At 72.3% G+C, this 26,240-nt stretch carries 23 protein-coding genes and 2 pseudogenes; 13 read left to right on the top strand and 12 right to left on the bottom strand.

Features of this window, described 5'->3' with window-relative positions:
• Positions 1 to 51: 51 nt before the first annotated feature.
• Positions 52 to 903, bottom strand: coding sequence for an SDR family NAD(P)-dependent oxidoreductase (locus ACIBL4_RS28655; protein WP_399414697.1), 852 nt, complete (start codon positions 901 to 903; stop codon positions 52 to 54).
• 275 nt (positions 904 to 1,178) lie between these two features.
• Between ACIBL4_RS28655 and ACIBL4_RS28650 the strand changes: the two genes are divergently transcribed.
• Complete coding sequence (locus tag ACIBL4_RS28650; protein WP_399414696.1) at positions 1,179 to 1,778, top strand: YceI family protein; 600 nt, start codon at positions 1,179 to 1,181, stop codon at positions 1,776 to 1,778.
• A 136-nt stretch (positions 1,779 to 1,914) separates the two neighbouring features.
• Positions 1,915 to 2,700: a S1 family peptidase gene (locus ACIBL4_RS28645; protein WP_399414695.1), complete on the top strand. Its 786-nt coding sequence runs from the start codon at positions 1,915 to 1,917 to the stop codon at positions 2,698 to 2,700.
• A 58-nt stretch (positions 2,701 to 2,758) separates the two neighbouring features.
• On the opposite strand, the gene ACIBL4_RS28640 is transcribed toward ACIBL4_RS28645, so the two are convergent.
• On the bottom strand, positions 2,759 to 3,331 hold the full coding sequence (locus ACIBL4_RS28640) for a YdeI family protein (protein ID WP_399414694.1): 573 nt from the start codon (positions 3,329 to 3,331) through the stop codon (positions 2,759 to 2,761).
• A gap of 39 nt (positions 3,332 to 3,370) precedes the next feature.
• Complete coding sequence (locus ACIBL4_RS28635; RefSeq protein WP_399414693.1) at positions 3,371 to 3,964, bottom strand: TetR/AcrR family transcriptional regulator; 594 nt, start codon at positions 3,962 to 3,964, stop codon at positions 3,371 to 3,373.
• 73 nt (positions 3,965 to 4,037) lie between these two features.
• Between ACIBL4_RS28635 and ACIBL4_RS28630 the strand changes: the two genes are divergently transcribed.
• Together ACIBL4_RS28630 and ACIBL4_RS28625 are read left to right on the top strand one after the other, a co-directional pair.
• Complete coding sequence (locus ACIBL4_RS28630) at positions 4,038 to 4,976, top strand: DMT family transporter (RefSeq protein WP_399414848.1); 939 nt, start codon at positions 4,038 to 4,040, stop codon at positions 4,974 to 4,976.
• Between the two features lie 157 nt (positions 4,977 to 5,133).
• Positions 5,134 to 5,790 (top strand): annotated as a pseudogene (locus ACIBL4_RS28625) (MFS transporter); the annotation flags it as partial.
• 214 nt (positions 5,791 to 6,004) lie between these two features.
• Here ACIBL4_RS28625 and ACIBL4_RS28620 read toward each other — a convergent pair.
• A complete protein-coding gene (locus tag ACIBL4_RS28620) occupies positions 6,005 to 7,348 on the bottom strand; it encodes a hypothetical protein (protein ID WP_399414692.1) in 1,344 nt (447 codons plus the stop codon).
• A gap of 107 nt (positions 7,349 to 7,455) precedes the next feature.
• The gene (gene cimA, locus ACIBL4_RS28615; RefSeq protein WP_399414691.1) at positions 7,456 to 9,060 is read right to left on the bottom strand and encodes a citramalate synthase; all 1,605 of its coding nucleotides are present in this window, start codon (positions 9,058 to 9,060) and stop codon (positions 7,456 to 7,458) included.
• Between the two features lie 334 nt (positions 9,061 to 9,394).
• Between cimA and ACIBL4_RS28610 the strand changes: the two are divergent.
• Positions 9,395 to 9,757 (top strand): annotated as a pseudogene (locus tag ACIBL4_RS28610) (hypothetical protein); the annotation flags it as partial.
• 40 nt (positions 9,758 to 9,797) lie between these two features.
• Here the strand turns inward: ACIBL4_RS28610 and ACIBL4_RS28605 are convergent.
• Positions 9,798 to 10,886 (bottom strand): branched-chain amino acid aminotransferase, encoded by a 1,089-nt coding sequence (locus tag ACIBL4_RS28605; RefSeq protein ID WP_356928839.1) that lies wholly within the window; start codon positions 10,884 to 10,886, stop codon positions 9,798 to 9,800.
• Positions 10,887 to 11,128: 242 nt separating this feature from the next.
• A complete protein-coding gene (locus tag ACIBL4_RS28600) occupies positions 11,129 to 12,172 on the bottom strand; it encodes a 3-isopropylmalate dehydrogenase (protein ID WP_399414690.1) in 1,044 nt (347 codons plus the stop codon).
• A 165-nt stretch (positions 12,173 to 12,337) separates the two neighbouring features.
• On the opposite strand from ACIBL4_RS28600, the gene ACIBL4_RS28595 reads away from it, so the two are divergent.
• The gene (locus ACIBL4_RS28595) at positions 12,338 to 13,906 is read left to right on the top strand and encodes a purple acid phosphatase family protein (protein WP_399414689.1); all 1,569 of its coding nucleotides are present in this window, start codon (positions 12,338 to 12,340) and stop codon (positions 13,904 to 13,906) included.
• Positions 13,907 to 13,979: 73 nt separating this feature from the next.
• On the opposite strand, the gene ACIBL4_RS28590 is transcribed toward ACIBL4_RS28595, so the two are convergent.
• From ACIBL4_RS28590 to ACIBL4_RS28575, 4 genes are all read right to left on the bottom strand, one after another.
• The gene (locus ACIBL4_RS28590; protein WP_020271485.1) at positions 13,980 to 14,111 is read right to left on the bottom strand and encodes a hypothetical protein; all 132 of its coding nucleotides are present in this window, start codon (positions 14,109 to 14,111) and stop codon (positions 13,980 to 13,982) included.
• Between the two features lie 273 nt (positions 14,112 to 14,384).
• The gene (locus ACIBL4_RS28585; protein ID WP_399414688.1) at positions 14,385 to 14,927 is read right to left on the bottom strand and encodes a GNAT family N-acetyltransferase; all 543 of its coding nucleotides are present in this window, start codon (positions 14,925 to 14,927) and stop codon (positions 14,385 to 14,387) included.
• 72 nt (positions 14,928 to 14,999) lie between these two features.
• Positions 15,000 to 16,631, bottom strand: a complete 1,632-nt coding sequence (gene pruA / locus ACIBL4_RS28580) for an L-glutamate gamma-semialdehyde dehydrogenase (RefSeq protein ID WP_399414687.1) — start codon at positions 16,629 to 16,631, stop codon at positions 15,000 to 15,002.
• 37 nt (positions 16,632 to 16,668) lie between these two features.
• Positions 16,669 to 17,649 carry a proline dehydrogenase family protein gene (locus ACIBL4_RS28575; RefSeq protein WP_399414686.1) on the bottom strand — a complete coding sequence of 327 codons (981 nt, stop codon included), beginning with the start codon at positions 17,647 to 17,649 and terminating at the stop codon, positions 16,669 to 16,671.
• 190 nt (positions 17,650 to 17,839) lie between these two features.
• On the opposite strand from ACIBL4_RS28575, the gene ACIBL4_RS28570 reads away from it, so the two are divergent.
• From ACIBL4_RS28570 to ACIBL4_RS28540, 7 genes are all read left to right on the top strand, one after another.
• A complete protein-coding gene (locus tag ACIBL4_RS28570; RefSeq protein WP_399414685.1) occupies positions 17,840 to 19,210 on the top strand; it encodes a PucR family transcriptional regulator in 1,371 nt (456 codons plus the stop codon).
• Positions 19,211 to 19,433: 223 nt separating this feature from the next.
• Positions 19,434 to 20,384 (top strand): hypothetical protein, encoded by a 951-nt coding sequence (locus ACIBL4_RS28565; RefSeq protein WP_399414684.1) that lies wholly within the window; start codon positions 19,434 to 19,436, stop codon positions 20,382 to 20,384.
• 56 nt (positions 20,385 to 20,440) lie between these two features.
• Positions 20,441 to 20,671, top strand: a complete 231-nt coding sequence (locus ACIBL4_RS28560) for a hypothetical protein (protein WP_399414682.1) — start codon at positions 20,441 to 20,443, stop codon at positions 20,669 to 20,671.
• 95 nt (positions 20,672 to 20,766) lie between these two features.
• A complete protein-coding gene (locus tag ACIBL4_RS28555; RefSeq protein WP_399414681.1) occupies positions 20,767 to 22,260 on the top strand; it encodes an ABC transporter substrate-binding protein in 1,494 nt (497 codons plus the stop codon).
• The gene (locus tag ACIBL4_RS28550; RefSeq protein WP_399414680.1) at positions 22,257 to 24,026 is read left to right on the top strand and encodes an ABC transporter permease subunit; all 1,770 of its coding nucleotides are present in this window, start codon (positions 22,257 to 22,259) and stop codon (positions 24,024 to 24,026) included. Before ACIBL4_RS28555 ends, ACIBL4_RS28550 begins: the two co-directional genes overlap by 4 nt.
• The gene (locus tag ACIBL4_RS28545; RefSeq protein ID WP_399414679.1) at positions 24,016 to 24,984 is read left to right on the top strand and encodes an ABC transporter ATP-binding protein; all 969 of its coding nucleotides are present in this window, start codon (positions 24,016 to 24,018) and stop codon (positions 24,982 to 24,984) included. The genes ACIBL4_RS28550 and ACIBL4_RS28545 overlap by 11 nt, the downstream gene beginning before the upstream one ends.
• The gene (locus ACIBL4_RS28540; protein WP_399414678.1) at positions 24,981 to 25,667 is read left to right on the top strand and encodes an ATP-binding cassette domain-containing protein; all 687 of its coding nucleotides are present in this window, start codon (positions 24,981 to 24,983) and stop codon (positions 25,665 to 25,667) included. The genes ACIBL4_RS28545 and ACIBL4_RS28540 overlap by 4 nt, the downstream gene beginning before the upstream one ends.
• Here ACIBL4_RS28540 and ACIBL4_RS28535 read toward each other — a convergent pair.
• Positions 25,654 to 26,232: a TetR/AcrR family transcriptional regulator gene (locus ACIBL4_RS28535; protein WP_399414677.1), complete on the bottom strand. Its 579-nt coding sequence runs from the start codon at positions 26,230 to 26,232 to the stop codon at positions 25,654 to 25,656. The genes ACIBL4_RS28540 and ACIBL4_RS28535 overlap by 14 nt on opposite strands.
• Positions 26,233 to 26,240 lie beyond the last annotated feature (8 nt).

Below are 26,240 nucleotides of genomic sequence, written 5' to 3'. Positions count from 1 at the left end.
CGGCCGGAGTGACCGGAACGGCGGAACGACACCCCGGATGCCGGGGCGGGGTCAGCCGAAGCAGTTCAGCAGGCGTCTGGACATCCCCGGCGCCAGGGCGCGCAGGCGGTCCGGGAGGGCCAGCCAGGCGGGGACGTAGACCTGGTCGCGGCCGTCGCGTACGGCCTCCCAGAGGGCGCCGGCGACGCGGCCGGGCGGGATCCGCCGGGGGTGGGAGCGGTCGTGGGGCCTGCCGCGGCGAGCGTGGAAGGGCGTGTCGACGGGGCCGGCCACCACGAGGGTCACGCCCACGCCCGTGCCGCGCAGTTCCCGGCGCAGCGCTTCGGAGAAGGCGGCCAGCGCGGCCTTGGCCGCGGAGTACACCGCTTCCTCCCGTACGCCCACGCAGCCCGCGATCGAGCCGAGCAGCACCACCCGGCCCTGCCCGGCCGCGATCATGACGGGCAGCACCTCGCGCACGAGGTGGAGCGTGGCGTTGAGGTCCAGGGTCAGCACCCGGTCGATGTCGGTGTGCGGCATGCCGGCGAACGGGCCCGCCCAGCCGATGCCCGCCCCGGCGACGAGGACGTCGACCCGGCCGGTCGTGTGCAGCGCGGACCGGGCCAGCAGGCGCGGGCCGTCCGGGGCGGCGAGGTCGGCGGGCAGCACGACGGCCGTGGTGCCGGAGGCCGTCTGCTCCAGGCGGCGCCGGTCGCGGCCGCTGAGGAGCAGTTGCCAGCCGTCCATCGCGAAGCGCCGTGCCGTGGCCGCCCCGATGCCCGAGGAGGCCCCGGTGACCAGGGCCACGCGCTGGTCCAGGCGTCGTGGCGGGCCGTGCTCGGGCGCCGGGGAGGGGGCGGCGGGACGGCGTGGGGCGGCGCCCGCCGGTGGGTCGTAGGCCGAGCCGGAGCCGGTGAGTGTCATCGGTCGGTCTCCCTGCGCTGTCCGTCCGCCGTGGTCTCGGCTGTCTCCTGCCGGTCCCATGAAGTGGAACCTCGCCTTCCAGGCCCTCCGCACAGGATGCGGCAGCACCACCCCTGCGTGCCGCCCGGTGCCGCCATGCGGCGGTATCGGCGCCATGTCGCGACACACCCGCCAAAAATGTTGAACGTTGAACCGGAATAGGTCTACGGTGGGTCGCGTTAGGTAGTACAACGTTCAACATTCCAGCCGATCGCAGAACACAGGAGGAGTACCCCATGAGCATCTTCAGCCGCAAGGACACCGAGACCGCCACGACCGACGCCGTGCGCCCGGAGCTGGCCGCCCTGACCGGCGACTACACGATCGACCCCGCGCACTCGACGATCGGCTTCGTCGCCCGGCATGCCATGGTCACCAACGTCAAGGGCAGCTTCCAGGACTTCACGGGCACGCTCCACCTCGACGGCACCGACCCCTCGCGGTCCACCGCCTCCCTGGACGTCGTGATGGACAGCATCGAGACGGGCAACGCCGACCGCGACGGCCACCTCAAGAGCTCGGACTTCTTCAAGGCGGACGAGTTCCCGGCCATGACGTTCCGCTCCACGCGGGCGGAGGCCCTCGGCGGCGACGACTACCGCATCACCGGCGACCTGACGATCCTCGGTACGACCCGCCCCCTCACCATCGACCTCGAGTTCAACGGCGCCGCGAAGGACCCCTTCGGCAACGAGCGCGTCGGTTTCGAGGGCAAGGCGGAGATCCTGCGCTCCGAGTGGGGCCTGACCTGGAACGCCGCGCTGGAGACCGGCGGTGTCCTGGTCTCCGACAAGATCAAGCTCAACTTCGACATCTCGGCGATCAGGAACGCGTGAGCCCGGCGCGGCCGGCCCGGTGACATACCGCCGGGCCGGTTCTGGCCGGTTCCCGCCTACCGATATTGTCATGCGCTCGTCAATCTAATGCTTCCGGTTGCACCTCCCCAGGCAACCCCCCACGGAAGGCATCACGTTGAAGAGACTCCTCACGGCCCTCAAGAGATGCGCGGTCCTCGGGGCCGCCGCCCTCGCGGTCGCCAGCCTTCAGCCCGTCACCGCCGCGCAGGCCGCCCCCTCGCCCGTCGTCGGCGGGACGCGGGCCGCGCAGGGCGAGTTCCCGTTCATGGTCCGGCTCTCCATGGGCTGCGGCGGCGCGCTGTACACCCAGCAGATCGTGCTCACGGCCGCGCACTGCGTGGGGGCCTCCGGCAACAACACGGGCATCACCGCCACCGCGGGGGTCGTCGACCTCCAGTCCACCAGCGGCCGGGTGCAGGTCCGCTCCACCAAGGTGCTGCGCGCTCCCGGCTACAACGGCACCGGCAAGGACTGGGCGCTGATCAAGCTCGCCCAGCCCATCAACCTGCCGACCCTGAAGATCGCCACCACCGCGCAGTACAACACCGGTGACTTCACCGTCGCCGGCTGGGGCGCGAACCGGGAGGGCGGTTCCCAGCAGCGCTATCTGCTGAAGGCGACCGTGCCGTTCGTCGGCGACGCCGCCTGCAAGGCCTACGGCGGCCTCTACAGCGGCCTCGTCGCGAGCGAGGAGATCTGCGCCGGCTTCGACGCGGGCGGGGTCGACACCTGCCAGGGCGACTCCGGCGGACCCATGTTCCGCAAGGACAACGCCGGGGCCTGGATCCAGGTCGGCATCGTCAGCTGGGGTGAGGGCTGCGCCCGGCCCGAGGCCCCCGGCGTCTACACGGAGGTCTCGACGTTCGCCTCCGCCATCGCCTCGGCGGCGTCGACACTCTGACTCCGCCGCACACGCCTTGCGGGCCCGGTGCCGTACGGTGCCGGGCCCTGCCCGTGCCTCACCTGGTCTTCCGGCCGGCCTCCAGCTTCGCGACCGCCGCCGCCACCTGCGCCGCCCGGCTCCTCGGGGTCCGGGCGCGGAGCACGCCGAGCATCGCCAGGTACCGGTCCGTCCGGCCCAGCGCCTCGAAGGCGGCGGCGGCCCGCGGGCTCGCCTCCAGTGCCGCCGCGAGGTCCTGCGGGACCTCGGCCTCCTGCTGGGACGCGTACGCCGCCTCCCACCGTCCGTCCGCCCGCGCGGCCGCCACCTCCGCGAGGCCGCCGGGCCGCATCCGCCCTTCGGCGGTCAGCTCCTCGACCCGGCGGACGTTGACCATGGACCAGAGGCTGCCGGGGCGCCGCGGGGTGATCCGCTGGAGGTAGTACGACGCGTCGAGGCCCTTGCGCTGCCCGGTGATCCAGCCGTGGCACAGTGCCACGTCGTTGACGTCGGCGGCGCTGACGGAGGGGATGCCCGAGCCCTTCTTGGCGACCTTGACCCACAGGCCCGGATGCGGGGCGGGGTGTGCCGCCAGCCAGGAGTCCAGGTCGGCGGCGGTCGCGAAGGAGAGGGCGTCTCCGGAGGCGGTCATGGCACCACCGTAGAGACCCGGTAGGACGGATCCTGTCCGCTACGCCAGCAGCGCGCGGGCCTGTTCGCGGGCATGGGCGATGGCGTCCGGGAAGATGCCGAGGCCGTGCGCGACGAGCGCGCCCTCGTGCAGCAGCATCAGCGCCCGGGCCAGGGCGTCGGCCCCCTCCGGGTCGACGCCCGAGGCGAGGCGGGTGAAGAGGGCGAGCATCCACTGCTTCTGCCCGGTGATGACCGGGTGGGCCGGGTGGGCGGGGTCGCTGATCTCCGCGTGCGCGTTGACCATGCTGCACCCCTTGGGGCTGTGCTCCGCCGCCCACGCGCGCGAGGCGTCGAAGACCGCCAGGACCTGCTCCGCGGGCTCGGGCGGGGCCGCGTCGAGGTGTTCGGCGAGGAAGGTCCGCCAGCGCTCGTCGCGGTCCGCGAGGTACTCCACGACGATCTGCTCCTTGGAGCCGAACCGGTCATAGAGGGTCTTCTTCGTCACCCCGGCCTCGGCGGCGATGAGGTCCACGCCGACGGCGTGGATGCCGCGCTCGTAGAACAGCCGGGCGGCCGCCGCCAGGACGCGGCGGGCGGCGGGCGTCATCATGACCCGGCGCGGATTCCCGGCAGTGGCGGCGGTGGTACTCATAGCACCCAAGTATACCGATCTGTATAGTTGACGGGGAACGGGTATACCGATCTGTCTACTGGTTGTGATGTTCATGAACATCCTGCTCTCCGTCGCCTTCGTCCTCTGCTGGAGCTCCGGGTTCATCGGGGCCAAACTCGGAGCGGGCAACGCGTCCGCGATCACGGTCCTGATGTGGCGGTTCCTGCCGCTGGCCGTCGTCCTCGTCGCGGTCGCCGCGCTCACGCGCACGGCCTGGCGGGGGCTCACCACCCGGGACGTGACCCGGCAGGCCGTCATCGGCGTGCTGTCGCAGAGCGGCTACCTGCTCAGCGTCTACTACGCCATCCAGCTCGGCGTCTCCAGCGGCACGACGGCCCTGATCGACGGTGTCCAGCCGCTCGTCGCCGGGGCGCTCGCGGGGCCGCTGCTGGGGCAGTACGTCTCGGGCCGGCAGTGGATCGGCCTGGGTCTGGGCCTGGGCGGCGTCGCGGTGGTCACCCTGGCGGACGCCGCGGCCGGGACCGGCGTGCCCTGGTGGGCGTACGCCGTCCCGCTGCTCGGCATGCTGTCGCTGGTCGCGGCCACGTTCCTGGAGAGCCGGTCCCGCTCGCGGGTCGCCCCCTCGGTGTCGCTGACCGTCCACTGCGCCACCAGTGCCGTCCTCTTCTCCGTGCTGGCGCTGGCCACGGGGGCCGCCGTGCCGCCCGCGGAGGGCGGGTTCTGGGTGGCCGTCGCCTGGCTCGTGGGGCTGTCCACGTTCGGCGGGTACGGGCTGTACTGGCTCATCCTGAAGCGCTCCGGGGTGACGAAGGTGAACACGCTGATGTTCCTCATGGCCCCGGTCACGGCCGTCTGGGGCGCGCTCGTGTTCGGTGAGCCGTTCGGCGTGCAGACCGCGCTCGGCCTGGCCGTCTGCCTCGCGGCCGTGGTCGTCGTCCACCGCGGTGGCGGCCGGCGGGAAACGGCCGTGACCGCGGCCCGGGGAGAGCCGGAGGAATACCGGTGGACCCGGGCGCCCGGCTCCGCCTAACGTCTGCGCCATGTCCAGCCCCGAGGCGTCCAGAGTGCGGCCACCGGCTCTCCGGTGGCTGTTCGTGATGCCGGGCCGCTGAGCTCGGCTCGCTCCGCCGCCGGAAGCCGTCCGACCTGTCGTGTCCGACGTCGGCTTCGGGTTGCGGAGTTTCTTCCTGCCGTTCGCTCTTCTCTTGCTGGGCCTTGCCGTGTTCGCGCAGGGAACGTCCGAGTTCATGCTGTCCGGTCTCGTGCCGGACATCGCGCGGGATCTGGGGGTGTCCGTTCCCGCGGCGGGGGCACTGACCTCCGCCTTCGCGGTGGGGATGGTCGTGGGGGCGCCGCTGGTGGCGGGCCTGGCGCGGCGCCGGCCGCGGCGGGGCGCGCTGCTGGCGTTCCTCGTGGTGTTCCTCGCCGTCCATGTCGTCGGTGCTCTCACCGGCAGTTTCGAGGTGCTGCTCGCCACGCGGGTCGTGGGGGCGCTCGCCAACGCCGGGTTCCTCGCCGACGCCCTGGTGGCCGCCGTGGACATGGTCCCGGCGGACGCGAAGGGGCGCGCCACGTCCATGCTGCTGGGCGGGGTGACGCTGGCGTGCGTGGCCGGGGTGCCCGCCGGGGCCGTGCTGGGCGGGCTGTGGGGCTGGCGTGCGGCGTTCTGGGCCGTGGCGCTGGTGTCACTGCCGACGCTGGTGGCGGTGGCGAGGTCGGTGCCGGGCGGTTCGGCGGGGGGTGCGCCGCCCGCGCTGGGCGGTGAACTGCGGTCGCTGCGCAGCCCCCGGCTGCTCGTCACGCTGGCGCTGGGCGCCCTCGTCAACGGTGCGACGTTCTGCACTGTGCTGTCCCGGGACGTTGGTGACAAGCGACAGGGGTAGCAGGTCCCTGGACCGGGAAGCGGCCGGGCGTCGGCCTTGGCTCGGGTGCCGGACCCTGCCCCGGCGTGGGTGCCGAAGTCGGGGGCGGAGGCGGTGACCAGGGCCGGGCTCGGCGCACCGCGCTCGGTCTGCTCGTGCAGGACGGACTCGGGTCCGGGGCCCGTCGCCCATCGGGTCAGAAGCCGCCGCCGAAGTCCCCTCCCCCGCCGAAGTCGCCGCCGCCGAAGCCTCCGTCGCCGAAGCCGCCCCCGAAGTCGCCCGTGTCGAAGTCCGCGCCGGAGACGTCGCCGCCGCCGAAGTCGCCGTAGCCGGAGCCGTAGTCGGACGCGTAGGCGGGGGTGGCCATCATGCTGCCGAGCATGGTGCCGACGAGGAGGCCGGGCAGGAGGCCGCCGCCGAAGTAGCCGCCGGCCCAGGGGCCGTACGCGGGGCCTGCCTCCCAGTACGGGCGGCGGCCGAGTTCGGTGTCGACCTCGCGGATCACCGGGTCCCGGCCCTCGGCGAGCCGGGTCCGGTCGGCCGCGCAGACGGGGACGTCGCGCGTGGCGCCGCCCGGGGGTGTCCAGCTCGCGTCGGTGACCGAGGGGCCGTGACGGGGGTCGAAGAAGCAGGGCGGGCGGCGCTCCGGCAGCGGGGCGCCCCCGCGGCGGGCCGCGAGTCGTGCCAGGGAGAACCGGCCGTCCTCCACGGCCTGGGTGACGGCCCGCACGTCCTCCGGTTTCGTCGCGGCGGCCATCAGGGACTTCGCCTGCTCGTAGGCGTCCAGCGCGTGCTCGTAGTCGGCGCGCATCGCGTCGTCCGCGCCGGGTTCGCCGGGGTGGAAGTCGAGGCGGTCGAGTTCCTCGCCGAAGGCGGTGATGTCCTCGTCGACCACCACGCGCAGCTTCTCCAGCGCGGCCCGCTGCTCCTCCTCGTGGCGGCGGCGGTTGCGGCGGACCAGCGCGTAGGCGCCCGCGCCGCCGGCCGCGACCAGCGCGCCGACCGTCACCAGACCGCCGACCGGCACGTCGGTGCCCGAGCCGTCGCTCCAGCTGCTGGGCGCCGAGCCGCGCACGTTGCGCAGGGCGTCGTCGACGAAGTCGTTCAGCTGGGCCTTGGCGTCGCCCGCGCCCCGTACGGCCGTGACCAGGTTGGACACCGCCTGGCTGCTCATCACCGCGCTGTCCGCACGGGCGTCGAACTCGTCGCCGAGACGGATGCCGTACAGGCCGGTGACGCCGGTCTCGGTGCGGAGGTTCCTGAAGAGGTCCTGGGTGGGGAAGCCGGCCGGGAGGACCGCCACGAAGACGGGCTTGTCCGCGTCCTTGATCTTGTCGGCGAGCGCCTCGGCGTCCGACGCGGCCAACTGGCCGCGGGCGGCCGGATCGACGTAGACCGGGTTCTCGCGCAGTTCCGCGGCGACCTTTGAGAGGTCGGTGGCCGCCTGCGCACCGGGCGCACCGGCCATCAGCGCCGCCAGTACGGCGACGACCGGCACGATCAGCAGACGTACGAGGGTACGCACCGTTGCGGCCTTCATATGTTCGAAGCTACCCGAATCGGCACAGAATCGACACAGACGGACGCGATGGATCGGGGCGGCTGAGGCGACGGCGCGCAAGGCGCCGTCGCCCGCCCCCTCCCGGCCTACTCGGCCGGGCTCACTCCCGCCCGCAGCAGCCCGTACGTGTATGCGTCCTCCAGGGCCTGCCAGCTCGCGGCGATGACGTTGTCGGCCACGCCGACCGTCGCCCACTCGCCCGTGCCGTCGGACGTGGAGATCAGCACGCGGGTCGTCGAGTTGGTGCCGTGCTTGCCCTCCAGGATGCGGACCTTGTAGTCCACCAGTTCCAGCTTGGCGAGCTGCGGGTAGATCTTCTCCAGGCCCACGCGCAGGGCCCGGTCGAGCGCGTTGACCGGGCCGTTGCCCTCGGCCGTGGCGACGATGCGCTCGCCCTTGGCCCAGAGCTTGACGGTCGCCTCGTTGGCGTGGGAGCCGTCGGGCCGGTCCTCGACGATGGCGCGCCAGGACTCGACCTCGAAGTAGCGCAGCGGCTTGCCCTGGACCTCGGTGCGCAGGAGGATCTCGAAGCTCGCGTCGGCCGCCTCGTACGTGTAGCCCCTGAGTTCGCGTTCCTTCACCCGCTCGACGACCCGGCCGACCAGCTCACGGTCGTCGCCGAGGTCGATGCCGAGTTCCTTGCCCTTGAGCTCGATGGAGGCCCGGCCGGCCATGTCGGAGACCAGCATCCGCATGGTGTTGCCGACCTGCTCGGGGTCGATGTGCTGGTACAGGTCCGGGTCGACCTTGATGGCCGAGGCGTGCAGGCCGGCCTTGTGCGCGAAGGCCGAGACGCCCACATAGGGCTGGTGCGTGGAGGGCGTGAGGTTGACGACCTCGGCGATCGCGTGCGAGATGCGCGTCATCTCGCGCAGCCGGCCCTCGGGCAGGACCTGCTTGCCGTACTTCAGCTCCAGGGCCGCCACGACCGGGAACAGGTTGGCGTTGCCGACGCGTTCGCCGTAGCCGTTGGCCGTGCACTGGACGTGCGTCGCGCCCGCGTCGACGGCGGCCAGCGTGTTCGCCACCGCGCAGCCCGTGTCGTCCTGGGCGTGGATGCCGAGCCGGGCGCCGGTGTCGGCCAGGACGGTGCCGACGACCGCCTGGATCTGCGCCGGGAGCATGCCGCCGTTGGTGTCGCACAGGACCACCACGTCCGCGCCTGCCTCCGAGGCGGTACGGACGACCGACTTCGCGTACTCGGGGTTCGCGCGGTAGCCGTCGAAGAAGTGCTCGCAGTCGACGAAGACCCGGCGGCCCTGCTCCTTCAGGAACGACACCGTGTCGCGCACCATCTCCAGGTTCTCGTCCAGGGTGGTGCGCAGGGCGAGCTCGACATGCCGGTCGTGGGACTTGGCGACCAGCGTGATCACCTCGGCGCCCGACTCCAGCAGGGCCTTGACCTGCGGGTCGTCAGCCGCCTTGGCTCCCGCGCGGCGGGTCGCCCCGAACGCGACCAGCTGCGCGTGCCGGAAGTCGATCTCCTGCCGGGCGCGGGCGAAGAACTCGGTGTCCCGGGGGTTCGCGCCCGGCCAGCCGCCCTCGATGAAGCCGACGCCGAAGTCGTCCAGGTGCCGCGCGATGGCCAGCTTGTCGGCGACGGTGAGGTTGATGCCCTCCCGCTGGGCGCCGTCGCGCAGGGTGGTGTCGAAGACGTGGAAGGAATCGTCGAGCTCACTGGGTGCGGTCATGTGTCAAGGCTCCTGAGGATGGGATCTCGGTCGTACCGGAATGACCGGCTCCACCGCCCTCGCATACTCCCTCGCGCTCTCGCCTCCGGCTGCGGGTGGGCCAGAAATGCGAAAAACCTCTCGCGGGTGCGAGAGGTCTGCGCGCGGGTCGAGGACGACGGTGTCCGCCCGTACCTGGTCGTACGTGGCGGTCACTGCGGACCGGCGCGCCTGCTGCCAATAATCATGGCGAACGAGAGCACGGGGGCAGTCTGGCACAACCCCCGCGCCCGGCTCATGGTTGTCTCAGGATGCGGTCGGTCACTTCAGGTGACGCACGTAGACGTGCGAGTACCACTGGCAGGCCCCGCTGACCGGCACACAGCGTAAGACCACTCGCCACGACGCCGCCGCCCTGGCCATCGGACGGCGCTCTCAAGGACACTCGATCCGGCGACGGACGACACCGCCCCGTGCACACCAGAGCGATGTGCACGGGCATCTGACCGTCCAGGCCGACCGGCGTGCCCTTGAGGGTGAGGGAACCGCCCCCCCCGCATTCCCGGACCACGGACACGATCCGTGCCGCCGGACTGTGGAGCGAACGCGGGTGACCAGAACGCCCAACACCGTTCGGGGCCTTGGGCTGAGCATGGATCATGGCAACAGGAGCAAACGCGGTTTCTTGACCGACCGATTCGGCGGTGGGTGGGCATAGGCCGGGGCCCAGGGGCGGAGCCCCGGGGTGGGCAGCGGACTCAGCCCAGCTGGTGCATCCAGCCGTGCTTGTCCTCCGCCGTACCGCGCTGGATGTCGAGCAGCGCCTGGCGGAGCCGGAGCGTGACCTCGCCCGGCTCTCCCCCGCTCTGCTTCCACTCGGCCCCGGCCCGCTTCACCGTCCCGACCGGCGTGATCACCGCGGCCGTACCGCAGGCGAACACCTCCGTGAGCGACCCGTTCTCCGAGTCCCGCTGCCACTGGTCGACCGAGACCCGGCCCTCCTCGGCCTCGTACCCGAGATCACGGGCGACGGCGAGCAGGGAGTCCCGCGTGACGCCCTCCAGGATGGAGCCCGTGAGGGACGGCGTGACGATCTTGTCGCCGTACACGAAGTACAGGTTCATGCCGCCCAGTTCCTCGACCCACTTGTGCTCGACCGCGTCGAGGTAGCAGACCTGGTCACAGCCCTTGGTCGCGGCCTCGGCCTGCGCGAGCAGGGACGCCGCGTAGTTGCCGCCGGTCTTGGCGTCACCCATGCCTCCGGGGACGGCACGGACGCGGTCCTCGGAGACCCAGATGGAGACCGGCTTGACGCCTCCCGGGAAGTACGCGCCGGCCGGGGAGGCGATGACCAGGAACAGGTACTCGTTGGCCGGCTTCACCCCCAGCCCGACCTCGGTCGCGATCATGAACGGACGCAGGTAGAGAGACTCCTCACCACCGTGCGCCGGCACCCACGCCTTGTCCTGCTTCACGAGCGCGTCGCACGCCTCGATGAACGTCTCGACCGGCAGCTCGGGCATCGCCAGCCGGCGCGCGGAGCTCTGGAAGCGCTCGGCGTTCTTCTCGGGACGGAACGTGGCGACCGAGCCGTCGGGGCGGCGGTAGGCCTTCAGCCCCTCGAAGATCTCCTGCGCGTAGTGCAGGACCGTGGTGGCGGGGTCGAGGGAGATCGGCGCGTACGGCACGAGCTGACCGTCGTGCCAGCCGCGGCCCTCCGTCCACTTGATCGTCACCATGTGGTCGGTGAAGTGGCGGCCGAACCCGGGGTTGGCCAGGATCGCTTCCCGTTCTGCGGCGGAGAGCGGGTTGGCGGACGGCTTGAGCTCGATCGTGGGCGTCGTCATGGGTTGAAGTCCTTCACCGGTTGTAGTGACGGGCCGCGCTCGGTACAGCTCTGATGGTGACCAGTGCTAGGACGTCCGAGCATTCCCTCGTTCCGCGGCCTCGCGTTCGATTATCGCCCGGGGGCGACGGAGGACGGAACGGTGTGAATGCGGCCCGGTGGTCGATGGTGACACCCGGCGGGAACATGCGGAAGCCGCCGGGTGCGGATGCGACCCGGCGGCTTGGTTCAAGCAGCGGCGGGTCAGCCGGCTACTCGTACGGCGAGCGCGTCGCCGATCTCCGAGGTTGAGCGGGCGGGCTTGCCGGTGCGCTCCGACAGGTCGGCGGAGACCGCCTCGTCGATCCGGGCGGCCTCGGCCTCGTAGCCGAGGTGGCGCAGGAGCAGGGCGACGGACAGCACGGTGGCGGTCGGGTCGGCCTTGCCCTGGCCGGCGATGTCCGGGGCCGAGCCGTGCACGGGCTCGAACATCGAGGGGAACTCTCCGGACGGGTTGATGTTGCCGGAGGCGGCCACGCCGATGCCGCCGGAGACGGCCGCGGCGAGGTCGGTGATGATGTCGCCGAAGAGGTTGTCGGTGACGATCACGTCGAAGCGCTCGGGCTGGGTGACCAGGTAGATGGTCGCCGCGTCGACGTGCATGTACTCGGTGGTGACCTCGGGGAACTCCTCGGCCACCTTGTTGAAGATGTTGGTCCACAGGTGACCCGCGAAGGTCAGCACGTTGTTCTTGTGGATCAGCGCCAGCTTCTTGCGCGGGCGGGCCTGGGCACGCGCGAAGGCGTCGCGGACCACGCGCTCGACACCGAAGGCCGTGTTCACGGACACCTCGGTGGCGACCTCGTGCTCGGTGCCCTTGCGGATCGTGCCGCCGTTGCCGGTGTACGGGCCCTCGGTGCCCTCGCGGACCACGACGAAGTCGATCTGCGGCTCGCCGGCCAGCGGGGTGGCGACACCCGGCAGCAGCTTCGAGGGACGCAGGTTGACGTGGTGGTCGAAGGCGAAGCGGAGCTTCAGCAGGAAGCCGCGCTCCAGGACGCCGGACGGCACGCTCGGGTCGCCGATCGCGCCGAGCAGGATGGCGTCGTGCTTCTTCAGGGCCTCGAGGTCGGCGTCGGTGAGGGTCTCACCGGTGGCGTGGTAACGCTTCGCGCCGAAGTCGTAGTCCTTCGTCTCCAGCTTCACATCCTGCGGAAGGACGGCGGAGAGGACCTTCAGGCCTTCGGCCACGACTTCCTGGCCGATGCCGTCACCGGGAATCACTGCGAGATTGATGCTGCGAGACATGCGGGCACCCTACTCCTCGTCCCATGGAATGACACAGGGTGTCCGTGATGCGGACAGCGCTGGGCGGGCGGTACGGCACCCGCCCGGCGGAGCGCACTCGGCCGACTGTTTCCGTTCACCCGTATGTGGGGCGGACGTTGGCGTTCAATGGGAAATTGACCCGACATGGAGATCCCCCACTTCGGCATCCCGCCCGAGCTCGCCCGCCGAATGAGCATGGCGGAACAGCACGAGTACCTGCGCACGCGGCTGTCGCGGCGCCGCACGCTGGTGACGGCGGGCGCGGTCGCGGGCGGTCTGCTGACCGGCTGCTCCGGCTCCGCGCCGGCGGGCGGTACGACGACCGGGAGCCCATCGCCGAGCACGTCCAAGGCGCCCGGCTCCCACATCACGCCCTTCGGCCGTCACCTCGCCTTCGGCGCCGACCCGAAGACGCAGATGCGGATCTCCTGGCAGGTGCCGCTGGCGGTGCGGGGGCCGTACGTCCGGGTGGGCCTGCGCCCCGACGACCTCGGGCGCAAGATCGAGGCCGAACTGCGTGACCTGCACACCCCGGAGCTGAAGGGCGTACGGCCGGCGGTCGAGCAGTACTACCTGCACGCGGCGCTGGACGGCCTGCGCCCGGGCACGACGTACTACTACGGCGTCGGCCACGAGGGCTTCGACCCGGCGTCCCCGGGGCACCGGTCGACCGTCACGTCCTTCCGCACGGCCCCGGCCAGTCCGCCCGAGCGGTTCGTGTTCACCGCGTTCGGCGACCAGGGCGTCGGCGACGAGGCGGCCCTCAACGACCGTCTGCTGCTGCGCCGCAGCCCGGCGTTCCATCTCCACGCCGGCGACATCTGCTACGCCGACCCGACCGGCAAGGGCAAGGAGTCGGACGTCTTCGACGCCGGGCAGTGGGACCGGTTCCTGAAGCAGACCGAGCCGGTGGCCAGGTCGGTGCCGTGGATGGTGACGACCGGCAACCACGACATGGAGGCCTGGTACTCGCCGGACGGCTACGGCGGCCAAATCGCCCGTTTCTCCCTGCCGGACAGCGGCTTCGACGCGCGCACGGCGCCGGGGGTGTACGCCTTCACGTACGGCAACGTCGGCGTGGTCGCATTGGACGCGAACGACGTGTCGTACGAGTTCCCGGCCAACTTCGGCTACACGGAGGGGCGGCAGACGAAGTGGCTGGACAGCAAGCTCGGCGAGTTGAGGTCCTCGAAGGACGTGGACTTCATCGTCGTCTTCTTCCACCACTGCGCGTACTCGACGTCCACGCACGCCTCCGACGGCGGGGTGCGCGCCGAGTGGCTGCCGCTGTTCACCGAGCACCAGGTGGACCTGGTGATCAACGGGCACAACCACGTGTACGAGCGGATCGACGCCGTCAAGAACGGCGAGGTGGGCAGGCCTGTTCCGGTCGGCGGGACGACGGATCCCAGGCGGGACGGGATCGTGTACGTCACCGCGGGCGGCGGCGGCAAAGAGCTGTACGGCTTCCCGGACGGCGTGAAGGAGAGCTACGAGGGGAACACCGCCGACCGCGAGTCGGTCGCCACGTTCCGGTGGACGAAGTCCCAGGACACGAAGGCGGAGTCGGTGCAGTGGTCGCGGGTGCGCTACCGCGGGTTCTCGTTCCTCTCGGTGGAGGCCGTGAGCGGCGCCGCGCCGAGGCTGAAGGTGTCGGCGCTGGCGTCGAGCGGTGAGCGGATCGACCATTTCGAGGTGCGGCGCGGGGCGTGAGGCCCCGCACCGCGCCTCGTCGGGTGCGGCTCCCGGATCAGGGGTGTTACGGCTCAGTGGCCGGCGGATCCGTTCAGTGACCGGTGTTTCCGCCGTTGTCCCTGCGGTCGAGGGCGCGCTGGAGCGCTGCGGCGGCGTTCTTGCGGTCGGACTCGCTCGTGCGGGAGACGTGACGAACTCGGCGGCGGACGGTCGTCTCGGCCATGGGAAATCGACTCCTTCGACAGCATGGAGCGCAGAGAGAGATACGAGACCCACTGCCTTAAGGGCGTGGGAGGTGCCCCCAGATGGGGCGGGGAGCGGTGCCGCAGGGGTTGCCTGCACGTGCCCGGCTCACGACCGCCATTCGCTTGGTCGAGCGAGACGTTCGGCTCCTACAAAACTAAGGGAGTCCGGAGCGTCTGTCTCCACAATTACTCGGACTTCCTACTATCTGAGACAGTGGACTACGCCACACCCAGCTCACCTGCGGTGATTCCTAGAGCACGTCTCCGTCGCGCCAGTCGAAGAGCAGTTCGTGCGCGGGGTCGAGCGGGCCGGCGAGGGCAGGACGGACGTAGGTGCTGTCCTCTTCCTCCGGCAGGCGGACGACGCCGTGCCGCGGGCTGAGGGCGTGCACCTGGCCGCGCCACAGCCGCCAGCCGCGCGAGGTGTAGAGCCGGGCGCCGTCGTCGCTGGCGGAGAGGGCGCCGAGGTCGTAGGCGCGGTCGACGATGCGCTCCAGCTCCGCCATGACCTGCCCGCCGAGGCCCGAGCGGCGGGCGTCGGCGCGTACGGCGACGTTCTCGACGTACCCGGCGCGCAGCCACCGGCCGCGGTGCCGCACCCGGCGCATCACGACCGCGCCGTGCGCGGCGAGCCCGGAGCCGTCGTGCACGAGGACGTGCATGCCGCCGAGGCCGTGTTCCCAGTCCTCGTCGCCGAAGTCGCCGTCGAAGGCGGCGTCCAGAAGGGCCCGTACGGCGCCGAGTTCGGCGGGGGTGAGGTCGGCGGTGTGGGCGGTGCGCGCGCGGGTGGCCATCGGCCCAGTCTTCCCGCGGACATGCCGACGGGCCAGGTCATTTCGTGACCCGGCCCGTCGGTGCCGCGGGGCTCAGCCCATGTGCGGGTAGGTGTAGTCGGTCGGCGGGACCAGCGTCTCCTTGATGGCGCGGGTCAGGGTCCAGCGCATCAGGTTCTGCGGGGCGCCGGCCTTGTCGTTGGTGCCGGAGGCACGGCCGCCGCCGAAGGGCTGCTGGCCGACGACGGCGCCGGTCGACTTGTCGTTGATGTAGAAGTTGCCGGCCGCGTAGCGGAGCTTGTCCGCCGTGTAGGCCGCCGCCGCGCGGTCGTTCGCGATCACCGAGCCGGTCAGGGCGTAGTCGGAGACGGACTCCATCTGCGTCAGCATCTCGTCGTACCGGTCGTCCTCGTAGACGTGCACGGCGATGACCGGACCGAAGTACTCGGTGCGGAAGACCTCGTTCTCCGGGTCGCCGCACTCGATGACCGTCGGGCGGACGAAGTACCCCTCGGAGTCGTCGTAGGTGCCGCCAGCGACGATCGTGCAGGAGGGGTCCTCCTTGGCCCGGTCGATGGCGGCCTTGTTCTTGGCGAAGGCACGCTCGTCGATGACGGCGCCGATGAAGTTCGACAGGTCGGTGATGTCTCCCATCTTGATGCCGTCGACCTCGGCGGCCCACTCCTCCTTGAAGCCGGAGTTCCAGATCGAGGCGGGGATGTACGCCCGGGAGGTGGCGCTGCACTTCTGGCCCTGGTACTCGAAGGCACCGCGGGTGAGCGCCGTCTTCAGGATGGCCGGGTCGGCGGACGGGTGGGCGACGAGGAAGTCCTTGCCGCCGGTCTCGCCGACCAGACGCGGGTAGGTGCGGTACTTCTCGATGTTGTTGCCGACCGTCTTCCACAGGTACTGGAAGGTCTTGGTCGAGCCGGTGAAGTGGATGCCGGCGAGGTCGCGGTGCTCCAGAGCGACCTTGGAGACCTCGATGCCGTCGCCGGTGACGAGGTTGATGACGCCCTTGGGCAGGCCGGCCTCCTCCAGCAGCCGCATGAGCAGCACGGCGGCGTGGGTCTGCGTCGGGGACGGCTTCCAGACGACGACGTTGCCCATCAGGGCCGGGGCCGTCGGCAGGTTGCCCGCGATCGCCGTGAAGTTGAAGGGCGTGATCGCGTAGACGAAGCCCTCCAGCGGGCGGTGGTCCAGACGGTTCCACACGCCCGGGGAGTTGGCCGGGGGCTGCTCGGCCAGGAGCTTGCGGGCGTAGGAGACGTTGAACCGCCAGAAGTCGATCAGCTCGCAGGGCGTGTCGATCTCGGCCTGCTGGGCGGTCTTGGACTGGCCGAGCATGGTGGAGGCGGCGAGCGTCTCGCGCCAGGGGCCGGAGAGCAGCTCGGCGGCGCGCAGGATGATCGCCGCGCGGTCGTCGAAGGACATGGCGCGCCAGGCGGGCGCGGCGGCCAGGGCCGCGTCGATGGCGTCCTGGGCGTCCGCCTGCGTGGCGTTGCGGTACGTGCCGAGCACGGCCCGGTGGTTGTGCGGCTGGACGACCTTGAAGGCCTCGCCGCCGCCCATCCGCTTCTCACCGCCGATGGTGCAGGGCAGGTCGACGGGGTTGTCGGCCAGCTCCTTGAGCCTGGCTTCCAGCCGGGCACGCTCGGGCGAGCCGGGGGCATAGCCGTGCACCGGCTCGTTGACGGGGATGGGGACCTGGGTCACAGCGTCCATGTTTTCCGTAACTCCTTACTGAGCGGTGAATGCGGTCTCAGCCCTTGGTGATCATGCTGCGCACGAAGAAGCGCAGGTTGGCCGGCTTCTCCGCGAGTCGGCGCATGAAGTAGCCGTACCAGTCGGTGCCGTACGCGGTGTACACGCGCATCCGGTGGCCCTCGGCGGCCAGCCGCAGCTGCTCCTCGGTGCGGATGCCGTAGAGCATCTGGAACTCGTACTCGTCGAGCTTTCGCCCGGCGCGGTGGGCGAGCTCCTGGCCGATGGCGATCAGTCGCGGGTCGTGGGACCCGATCATCGGGTACCCCTCCCCCTCCATCAACGTCCGGAGGATCCGAACGTATGCCCGGTCGATCTCGTGTTTGTCCAGATACGCGACCGAGCCCGGCTCCTTGTACGCGCCCTTGACCAGGCGCACCCGGCTGCCGTTCGCGGCGAGGCGGCGGGCGTCGGCCTCGGTGCGGAAGAGGTACGCCTGGATGACGCAGCCGGTCTGCGGGAAGTCCTTCCGCAGCTCCTCGTGGATGGCGAACATCGAGTCGAGGGTGGTGTGGTCCTCGGCGTCCAGGGTGACCGTGGTGCCGATCTCGGCGGCGGCCTCGACGACCGGGCGGACGTTGGCGAGGGCCAGTTCGTGGCCGCCTTGGAATGCAGGGGCGGGCCCGGAGGGCCCTTCGGATAGGGCGGTGGTGGGCGACGGGAGGGCCTGCCCGAACATCGACAGCTTCACGGACATCTCGGCGCGGGTGCCGAGCTCCAGCGGCTTCAGGCGGTCGATCAGCTCCAGGTAGGCGTCCCGCGCGGCGGCGGCCTGGGTGGGGTTGGTGATGTCCTCACCGACGACGTCCATCGTCAGCTCCAGGCCCTGCCCGGTGAGCTCCTGGATGACCGGCACGACGTCGTCGACACCCTCGCCCGCGATGAATCGGTCGACGACCTGTTTGGTCACCGGGGCGGCCGAAACCAGGCGTCGCATCCGGTCGCTGCGCGACGCGGCGAGAATCACGGGACCCAGCACGGGGCACCTCCAGAGCACAACCAACGGATGGCCGGACCCCGGGCGGATGACGCTTCGGGTACGGCACGGAGAACCACCGTGAAACCTAAGGATCCCTCCGACTGTCGGCCATCGACAGCTGTCACGCATCCGTGCCGCAGATCTCAGACAGATGTATGAAGGGTCCCCTTCGGTGCGGGACAATGCCCGGATGACGTCGGAACACAGGGGTGACTACGAGGAGCTGGTCGACGAGATCTCCGAGCTGCTCGGGGCGCCCGCGACGCTGGAGAACCGGGACTTCGAGCTGATCGCCTTCGGCGCGTACGACAGCGAGGGCGACCTCGATCCGTCGGCCCTGGACCCGGTGCGCACCCGCTCGATCCTCACCCGCCGCTCGACCGCGGCCGTCCGGGCGTGGTTCGAGGGCTTCGGCATCACGCGTGCGACCGGCCCGGTCCGTATCCCGCCGACGCCGGAGGCCGGGGTGTACCGGGGCCGGATCTGCCTGCCCGTCCGGCACCGGGGCGTGGTCCACGGCTATGTCTGGCTGCTGGACGACGATCCCGGCCCGAGCGAAGGCCGGCTGTCCGCCGCCATGCAGGTCACGACCCGGATCGGGGCGCTGCTCGCGGACGAGGCCCAGCACGGTGCCGACCTCACGCGCGAACTGCGGGCCGTCCTCACAGCCGACCGCGACTGGCAGCGCGACATGGCCATCGCGGAACTCCGCACCGCCCTCGGCCCGCGCGCCGACGGCCTCCACACGGTGCTCTGCGTCGCCCCCTGGCCCACGGCCGACCCCGACGACGCCCCGTCGGTCCGCACGATGCCGGGCGCGACGGCCCTGTGCACCCTGCCGTGGGGGGCCTCGTCCCAGTGCGTGGCCGTCCTGATCCGCCTCCGCTCGCCGGACGTACTGACTCCGGCGACGACAGCGGCGGCCCGCCTGCTGGAGCGGGCGGGCGGGGGAAGCGGTCCGCTCGGCGGCGCCGGGCGGGCGCCGACCGGCCGGGGCTCGCACGGAGCGACCGCCTCACGCGGGACGGCCGGCACCTCAGACAGACCGGCAGACCCCACCTCCCCCGGCCCCACCCCTCGCGGTGCAGCCGACGGCGCCTCGCACGGTGCCGGAGCCGGGTCCGCCGCCGCCGGTCTCTCAACGCCCCGCTCCGGTCTCGCCGAACTGGGAAGCGCCTGGTGGGAGGCCTCGGCGGCGGCGCGGGCCGCGTTGGCCGAACCCGGGCTCGGGCCCGTCGCCGAGTGGGCGTCCATCGGGCCCTTCCGGCTGCTCACCGCGCTGCCGCCGGAGGTGGCCCGCGACCCCGCGGTGCACGCCCTGCTCTTCCCCGTCCACCGGGAGCTGGCCCGTACCGCCGAGGTCTACCTCGACTGCGCTGGGCAGGCCGCCCGGGCCGCCGCCGAGCTCGGCATCCACCGCCAGACCCTGTACTACCGCCTGTCCCGGATCGAGAAGCTCACCGGCCTGGACCTGGACGACGGCGAGGACCGCCTGCTCCTGCACATGGCGTTGAAGGGCGCCCGGCTCGCGCAGGGTCACGGCATCGGGCCGTCCGGGTGAGTCCGTCGCCCGAAAGGGCGATTTGAGGACGGCCCGCGCGCCGTCGGACGCCGCGCCCGGTCACGGTTCTCCTCGCGTGCCATCGGCTGGCAGGAGTTCTCGTGCGGAACCGACGGGCCTGGTCTGCGAAGCGAACGGTGATGGCGGGGCTGGCCTACGGGGTGCTCGCGCTCGCGCTGCCGGGCGCCCACGCAGTGCCGGGGCCGGCCGTCCCGCGGGGGCGGTGGCCGGGGCCGGCCGTCCCGCGGTGGCGGTGGCCGGGGCCGGCCGTCCCGCGGGGGCGGTGGCCGGGGCCGCGCGGGACGCGTCGGCCGTGACCGACTGGATGCGCACGGCGGGTGCCACCATCAAGGCCGAGACCCACGCGCCCCCGCCCGAGTTGTTCATCTGGGAGGCGTACGTCTCCACCGCCGTCTACAAGGCCGTCGTCGGCATCGAGGGCCGCTTCGCGCCGTACAAGTGGGACGGCCGGGCACCCCGCACGGCCTCGTCCGCGGCGGCTGCCGCCTCGGCCGCGCACCAGGTGCTGCGGCATCACTTCCCCAAAGCCGCGCCCCGGCTGGACGCCGCCCTGGCCGGCACCCTCGCGGAGATCCCCGACGGCGAGGCCGAGGACGAGGGCGTCGCGTTCGGGAAGCTCGCCGCCGAGCACATCGTCGAGCTCCGCCGCGACGACGGCCGCGGCGCGTCCGTACCGTTTCCCGCCCGCCCGCGCCCCGGCGTCTGGCGTCCCACCCCGCCCGGCCACGAGCCCTTCGCCAGCGCCTGGGTCGGCCGGGTTCGGCCGCTGCTGCTGGACTCCCCGCACCAGTTCCGCCCTGGCCCGCCGCCCCCGCTGCGCTCCGCCCGGTACGCCAGGGACCTCCACGAACTCGCGCTCTACGGTGGCCGGACCGGCTCGCACCGGAGCCCCCAACAGACGGACACCGCCAGTACTTCGTCTCCCTGGACCTGCAAGGCGCCCTCGCCGACCACGCCACCCGGCACGGGTTCGACATCGCCGAGACGGCACGCCTGTACGCGGCGGCCAACACGGCCCGGGCCGACGCCGTCATCACCGCCTGGGACGCCAAACTCCACTACGGCACCTGGCGGCCCGTCACCGCCATCCGGGAGGCGGACACCGACGGCAACCCCGCGACCCGGCCGGACCCGCACTGGGAGCCGCTGCTGACCACCCCGTCCCCTCCCGACTACCTCAGCGGCCACGCCACCATGGGCGGTGCGCTGATGCGCATGCTGACCGGGATCTTCGGCATCTCCCGCGTCGATCTGCACATCCGGTCGACCACCACCGGCACCTCCCGCCACTACCGCTACGCCCACGAGTACGAGCGGGACGTCTGCGACGCCCGGGTCTGGGGCGGGATCCACACCCGGACGGCCGACGAGGTGGGCGACGCCACCGGTCGCCGGCTCGCCGCCTGGGCGCTGCGGAAGTACTTCCGCCCCGTCCCCTGACGGCCGGGCCATCCAGAACACTTCTGAAAATGATTGTCATCATGCTACGGTCATGACACTTCCCGTCCTTTACCAGGCCTTGACCGAGGTGTCCCGTGCGCGTCCCCGCCCGTCTCGTCCCCCTCGCTGCCCTCAGCGCGGCTTCCGCCCTGCTCACCGCCTGCTTCTCCGGTGGGCAGCCGGCCACCGACGACTCCGGGGCAGAGGGCAAGCGCATACGCGTGGCGATGATGCTGCCCCCACGCTCGGCGCTGTCCCCGCTGTCGGACGACGCCTTCAAGCTGTCACGCTGGTCCACGGCGGAGACCCTGGTGAAACTGGACGCGGACGGTGACGCCGAGCCGGCATTGGCCACCGGGTGGACCCAGTCCGGCCGGAGCTGGACCTTCACCCTGCGCGACGGCGTGACCTTCCACGACGGGACGAAGCTCACCGCCGAAGCCGTCGTCAACTCGCTCACCAAGGCCGCCGCCGCCTCCCCCAAGCCCCGCATCCTCGACGGCGTGGACCTGACCGCGAAGGCCGACGGCGGCAAGGTCACCGTCACCACCGCCACCGAGGACCCCCTGGTCCCGCAGCGGCTCAGCTCCCCGCAGCTGTCGATCCTCGCGGCCAAGGCCTACCGGGGGAAGGCCGTCAGCCCCGTCGGCGCGGGCACCGGCCCCTTCGAGCTGACGAAGGTCAACGGCACCTCCTCCGCCGCTCTCGACCGCTACGACGGCTACTGGGGGAAGAAGGCCGAGGCCCCCGGCATCGACGTCCGGTTCGTGCCCGACGGCACGGCCCGCGCCGCCGCCCTGCGCACCGGCGAGGCCGACATCGTCGAGGCGGTGCCGGTCTCGCAGGCGGCGGTGCTGGACCAGGACCTGATCACCGAGGTGCCCATGCCGCGCACCAACACCCTGTACCTCAACACCGAGAGGGGCGTCTTCAAGGACGCCGCACTGCGGGCGGCGGCCCGTGGGGCGATCGACGCCGGGTCGATCGTGAAGGGCGTGTACGAGGGGCGCGCCGATGTCGCCGAGGGGCTGCTCGGCCCCGCCCTGCCGTGGGCGGCCGAGCTGCGGGGGCCGGTGAAGCGGGCCGAGGCCGGCGACCCGGCCGGCAGGACGATCACCATCGGCACCTTCACCGACCGTGCCGAGCTGCCCGAGGTCGCCGCCGCGCTGCAACAGCAGCTGCAGAAGGCCGGGTTCAAGGTGAGGCTCGACGTCCGCGAGTACGCCAACATCGAGTCCGACGCGCTGGCGGGCCGCTTCGACGCGTTCATCCTCTCCCGCGCCACCGTCCTGGACTCCGGCGACCCGGCCGCCTACCTCTACAGCGACTTCGCCTCCGACGGCTCCTTCAACATCTCCCAGCTCGCGGACCCGGCCGTGGACAAGGCCCTGAAGAAGGCCGGCGAGACGGCGGCCGGCGACGCCCGGCGCAAGGCGGTCATCGCCGCCGAGGCCGCCGTGCTCGGCACGGACGCGGCCGTGCCCATGCTGCACGAGCGCGTGATCCAGGGCGACGCCGCCGGCGTGACCGGTGTCGCCCACGACCCGCGCGAGCGGGAACTGGTCACGGCGGACACCTACGTCAAGTGAGAGCCCGCATACGGCGGTTGGCGGACGCCGCCACCCTGACCCGCCTGCTCTGCCTGATCTCCGTCCTGGCCGCCGTCGGCCTGCTGCCCTGGCTCTCCGGCCGGGACCCGGCACTCGCCGTGCTGCGGGCCCGCTCCGCCGAACAGGACCCGACGAAGGAGGCCCTGGACTCCGTACGCCGGGACCTCGGTCTGGGCGCCGGGCCCCTGTCCCTGCTCGGCCACTGGGCCTCGGACCTGCTGCACGGCGACCTCGGCACGTCCTGGGTGTCGGGCACCGAGGTCCTGCCCTCGGTGGTCTCCGGACTCCAGGTGTCACTGGCGCTGATGGGCGCCTCGCTCGGCCTGGCGCTGCTGCTCGCGTGCACCCTCGTCGCGCCGGTGCTGGTGCGGGGCCGGTCCTCGGCCGGGGCGTGGGCCGCGATGCTGGTCGCCATACCCGAGTTCCTGCTGGCCACGGTCGTGCTGCTGGTGTTCGGGGTGTGGCTGGGGTGGCTGCCGACGTCGGGCTGGGCGGGGCCGGAGAACATGGTCCTGCCCGCCGTGGCCCTCGGCGTCCCCGGCGGCGGCCTGCTCGGCCGTCTGGTCGCGGACGCGCTGCCCGCCGTGCTCGACGAGCGCTGGGTGGAGCTGTGGCGGGCCGCCGGCGTGAGCCGGGCGCGGGTCGCGGGGGCAGCGCTGCGGCGCGTCCTGCCGCCGCTGGTTCCGCAGTTCGGGATGGTCGCCGTGGGGCTCACCGGGGGCGCGGTCGCCGTGGAGACGGTCTTCGCGGTGCCGGGCATCGGCCGTACCGCGCTCGGCGCGGCCAAGTCACAGGACCTGCCGCTGCTTCAGGGCGCGGTGCTCGCGCTGCTCGCGCTCGGGCTGGTCACGGGCGCGCTGGCGGCGCTCGCCCGGCGGCGGCTGCTGGGCCCGGCCCTGCGGGACGCCTCGCTGGCGCTGCCCCCGGCACGGCCGGTGCGCGCACATCCCGCGATCCCGTTGTCGCTGTTCACCGTCCTCGCCGTGACCATCGGCTGGGGCCTGTTGCGCGATCCGTACGCCGTCAACACCACGGCCCGGCTGGCCGCGCCCTCCTGGGTCCATCCGCTCGGCACCGACGGCCTCGGCCGTGACGTGCTCGCGCGTCTCGGCCACGGCGCCGCCTCCACGGTCGGCACGGCCGCGGCCGTCTGCCTGCTGAGCCTGCTGGTCGCGCTCGCCCTGGGCTTCCTGCCCCGGATCGCGGAGGGCGCGGCGGACATCGCCAACGCGCTGCCCCCGGTGATCGTCGGCATCCTGGTCGCGGCGGCCGTCGGCCCGGGCACCGGCGGCGCGGCCCTCGCGGTCGCGCTGATCTCCTGGCCGGCCCTGTCCGCGCACGCGGCGGCGCTGGTGCAGGAGGTGCGCGCCTCGGCCTTCCTGACCGCCCAACGCGCCATTGGAGCGAGCCCGTTGTGGATCCTCACCCGGCACGTCCTGCCGTCGGTGGCCGCCCCGGTCGCCCGGCACGCCCTGTTGCGTCTGCCGGGCATCGCCCTGGCCCTGGCCTCGCTGGGCTTCCTCGGCCTGGGCGCCCAGCCGCCCGCTCCCGAGTGGGGTCTGCTGCTCGACGAGTCCCGCGCCTATGTGGAGCGCGCCCCGTGGGCGGCCCTCGCCCCGGCGGTGGCACTGGCCCTGCTGGCGGGACTCGCGGTGTCGGGCGCGGCACTCACGCAGGGCCGGAGGGTACGGCGGGTCACCCCGGCTCCGGTCAAGGTGACGAAGGAGATCCCCGTTGAAGTCTGAGCCACTGCTGTCGGTACGCGAGCTGCGGATCGCCTTCGACGGAGTCGAGGCCGTGCGCGGCCTGTCCTTCGACGTCCGGCCCCGCGAAGTGCTGGCCATTGTCGGCGAGTCGGGAGCGGGCAAGTCCCTCACGGCCCGCGCGCTCCTCGGCATGCTGCCGCGCGGCGCGACGACGAGCGGGATGATCAGCCCGGACCTGTCGGCCCACCGGGGCAGGCGCATCTCCCTCGTCCCGCAGGACGCCCTGTCGGCCCTGTCCCCCGTGCACCGGGTGGGCGACCAACTCGCCGCCGCCGTACGGTCGGTGGCCGGCGTCTCCGGCAAGGAGGCCCGGGCCCGGGCGGTCGCTGCCCTGGACCGCGTCGGCATCCCGGACGCGGCCCGCAAGGCGCGGGCGTATCCGCACGAGTACTCCGGCGGGATGCGGCAACGCGCCGTGATCGCCATGGCCATGATCAACGAACCGGACGTCGTGGTCGCCGACGAACCCACCACCGCCCTCGACGAGGAACGCCGCGACCAGGTGCTGCGGCTGCTCGCCGAGCAGCGGGAGGCGGTCGGCGCCGCGCTCGTCCTGGTCACGCACGACATGGACGCCGTACGCGGGCACGCCGACCGGATGCTGGTGATGTACGCCGGGCGGCTCACCGAACTCGGCCCGGCGAACGAGGTGTTGACCCGCCCCCGCGCCCCCTACACGGCCGGCCTGCTGGCGTCCCTCCCGCAGCACGTGCCCCCGGGCCGCCGTCTCCCGGCCCTGCGCGGCACCCCGCCCGCCCCGGGCACGCTCCCGCCGGGCTGCGCCTTCGCCCCGCGCTGCCCGCTCGCGGCGGGCCCCTGCCACACGGACGAGCCGGAGCCCCGGCAGGTGTCCGGACGCCTGGTCGCCTGCCATCGCTGGGAGGAACTCCCCGACCCGGCCACCGAGTTGTTCCTGAAGGAGGGGCAGCCAGCATGACCGATCCCCTGCTCGACGTCCGCGACCTGGTCGTCCGCTACGGCCAGGTCACCGCCGTGGACGGTGTCTCCTTCGCCCTGGCCCCCGGCGAGACCCTCGCGCTGAACGGCCCGTCCGGCTGCGGCAAGTCCTCCACGGCCCTGGCGGTGCTCCAGCTGCGCCGCCCGGCCGGCGGTGAGGTCCGCTTCGAGGGACGGGAGTTGACGTCCCTCACCGAACGCGAGCTGCGCCCGCTGCGCCCCCGTATGCAGCCCGTCTTCCAGGACCCGTACGGCTCGCTGAGCCCCCGCCACCGCATCCGCGACGCCATCGCCGAACCACTCAAGGTCCAGGGCCGCTGGGATCCCGCCGACGGCCCGGCCCGGGTCGCCGAACTCCTCGACCGGGTGGGCCTGGACCCCGCGTACGGCGACCGCCGGCCGCACGAACTCTCCGGCGGCCAGTGCCAGCGCGCCGGCATCGCCCGCGCCCTGGCGTCCGAACCGCGGCTGCTGGTGCTCGACGAGCCGGTGTCGTCCCTCGACCCGTCGGTGCGCGCGGGCGTACTGAACCTGCTCGCCGACCTCCAGGACGACCTCGGCCTCGGCTACCTGTTCATCTGCCACGACCGGGCGGTCGTACGGCACGTCGCGGACCGGGTCGTCGAGATGCGCGAGGGGCGCGTGAGCGTCACTTCGGGGTAGCGGCCTCGATCACCTGGCGGAGCCCCTCGGCGAGCTGCCGGGCCTCGGGCGCACTCTTCGGATCGAAGGTCCACTGCGCCATGAGCCCCATCATCAGGGTCAGATAGAAGTAGCCGAGGGTGTCCACCCGCTCCTCCGGAACGTCCTCCTCCCGCCCACCGTGGAAGAGCGTCACGATGCCGCGCGCGCCCTCACGCTGGGCCCGCGCGAGATGCTCCCGCACCTCCGGCAGCTGATCCCCCATGGCCACGATCTCCATGCTGAGCCGCCACATGGAACCGGGCTCCCGCATGGTGCCGATGATGTTCGCCCACACCTCGGTGAACCGCTCGAGCGACCCCGGCTCCCCGCTCAGTTCGCCGCCCCCCTCGAATGCGCCCGACATGCCCTCCACCATCTCGACGTACGCCTGCGCCAGCAGCGCGTCCTTCGAGCCGTAGTGGTAGCCGATCGACGCCAGGTTCGTCCCCGACTCCTTGACGATGTCGCGCGCGGTCGTGCGCAGGAAGCCCTTCGCCAGCAGGCAGCGCTGCGCGCCTTCCAGCAGATCCTCACGGTGTCCCATGACCCGTC

It is taken from the genome of Streptomyces sp. NPDC050416, assembly GCF_044458845.1.
In the GTDB taxonomy this organism is placed as follows: domain Bacteria; phylum Actinomycetota; class Actinomycetes; order Streptomycetales; family Streptomycetaceae; genus Streptomyces.
This window is presented reverse-complemented; position numbering and strand designations above follow the sequence as displayed.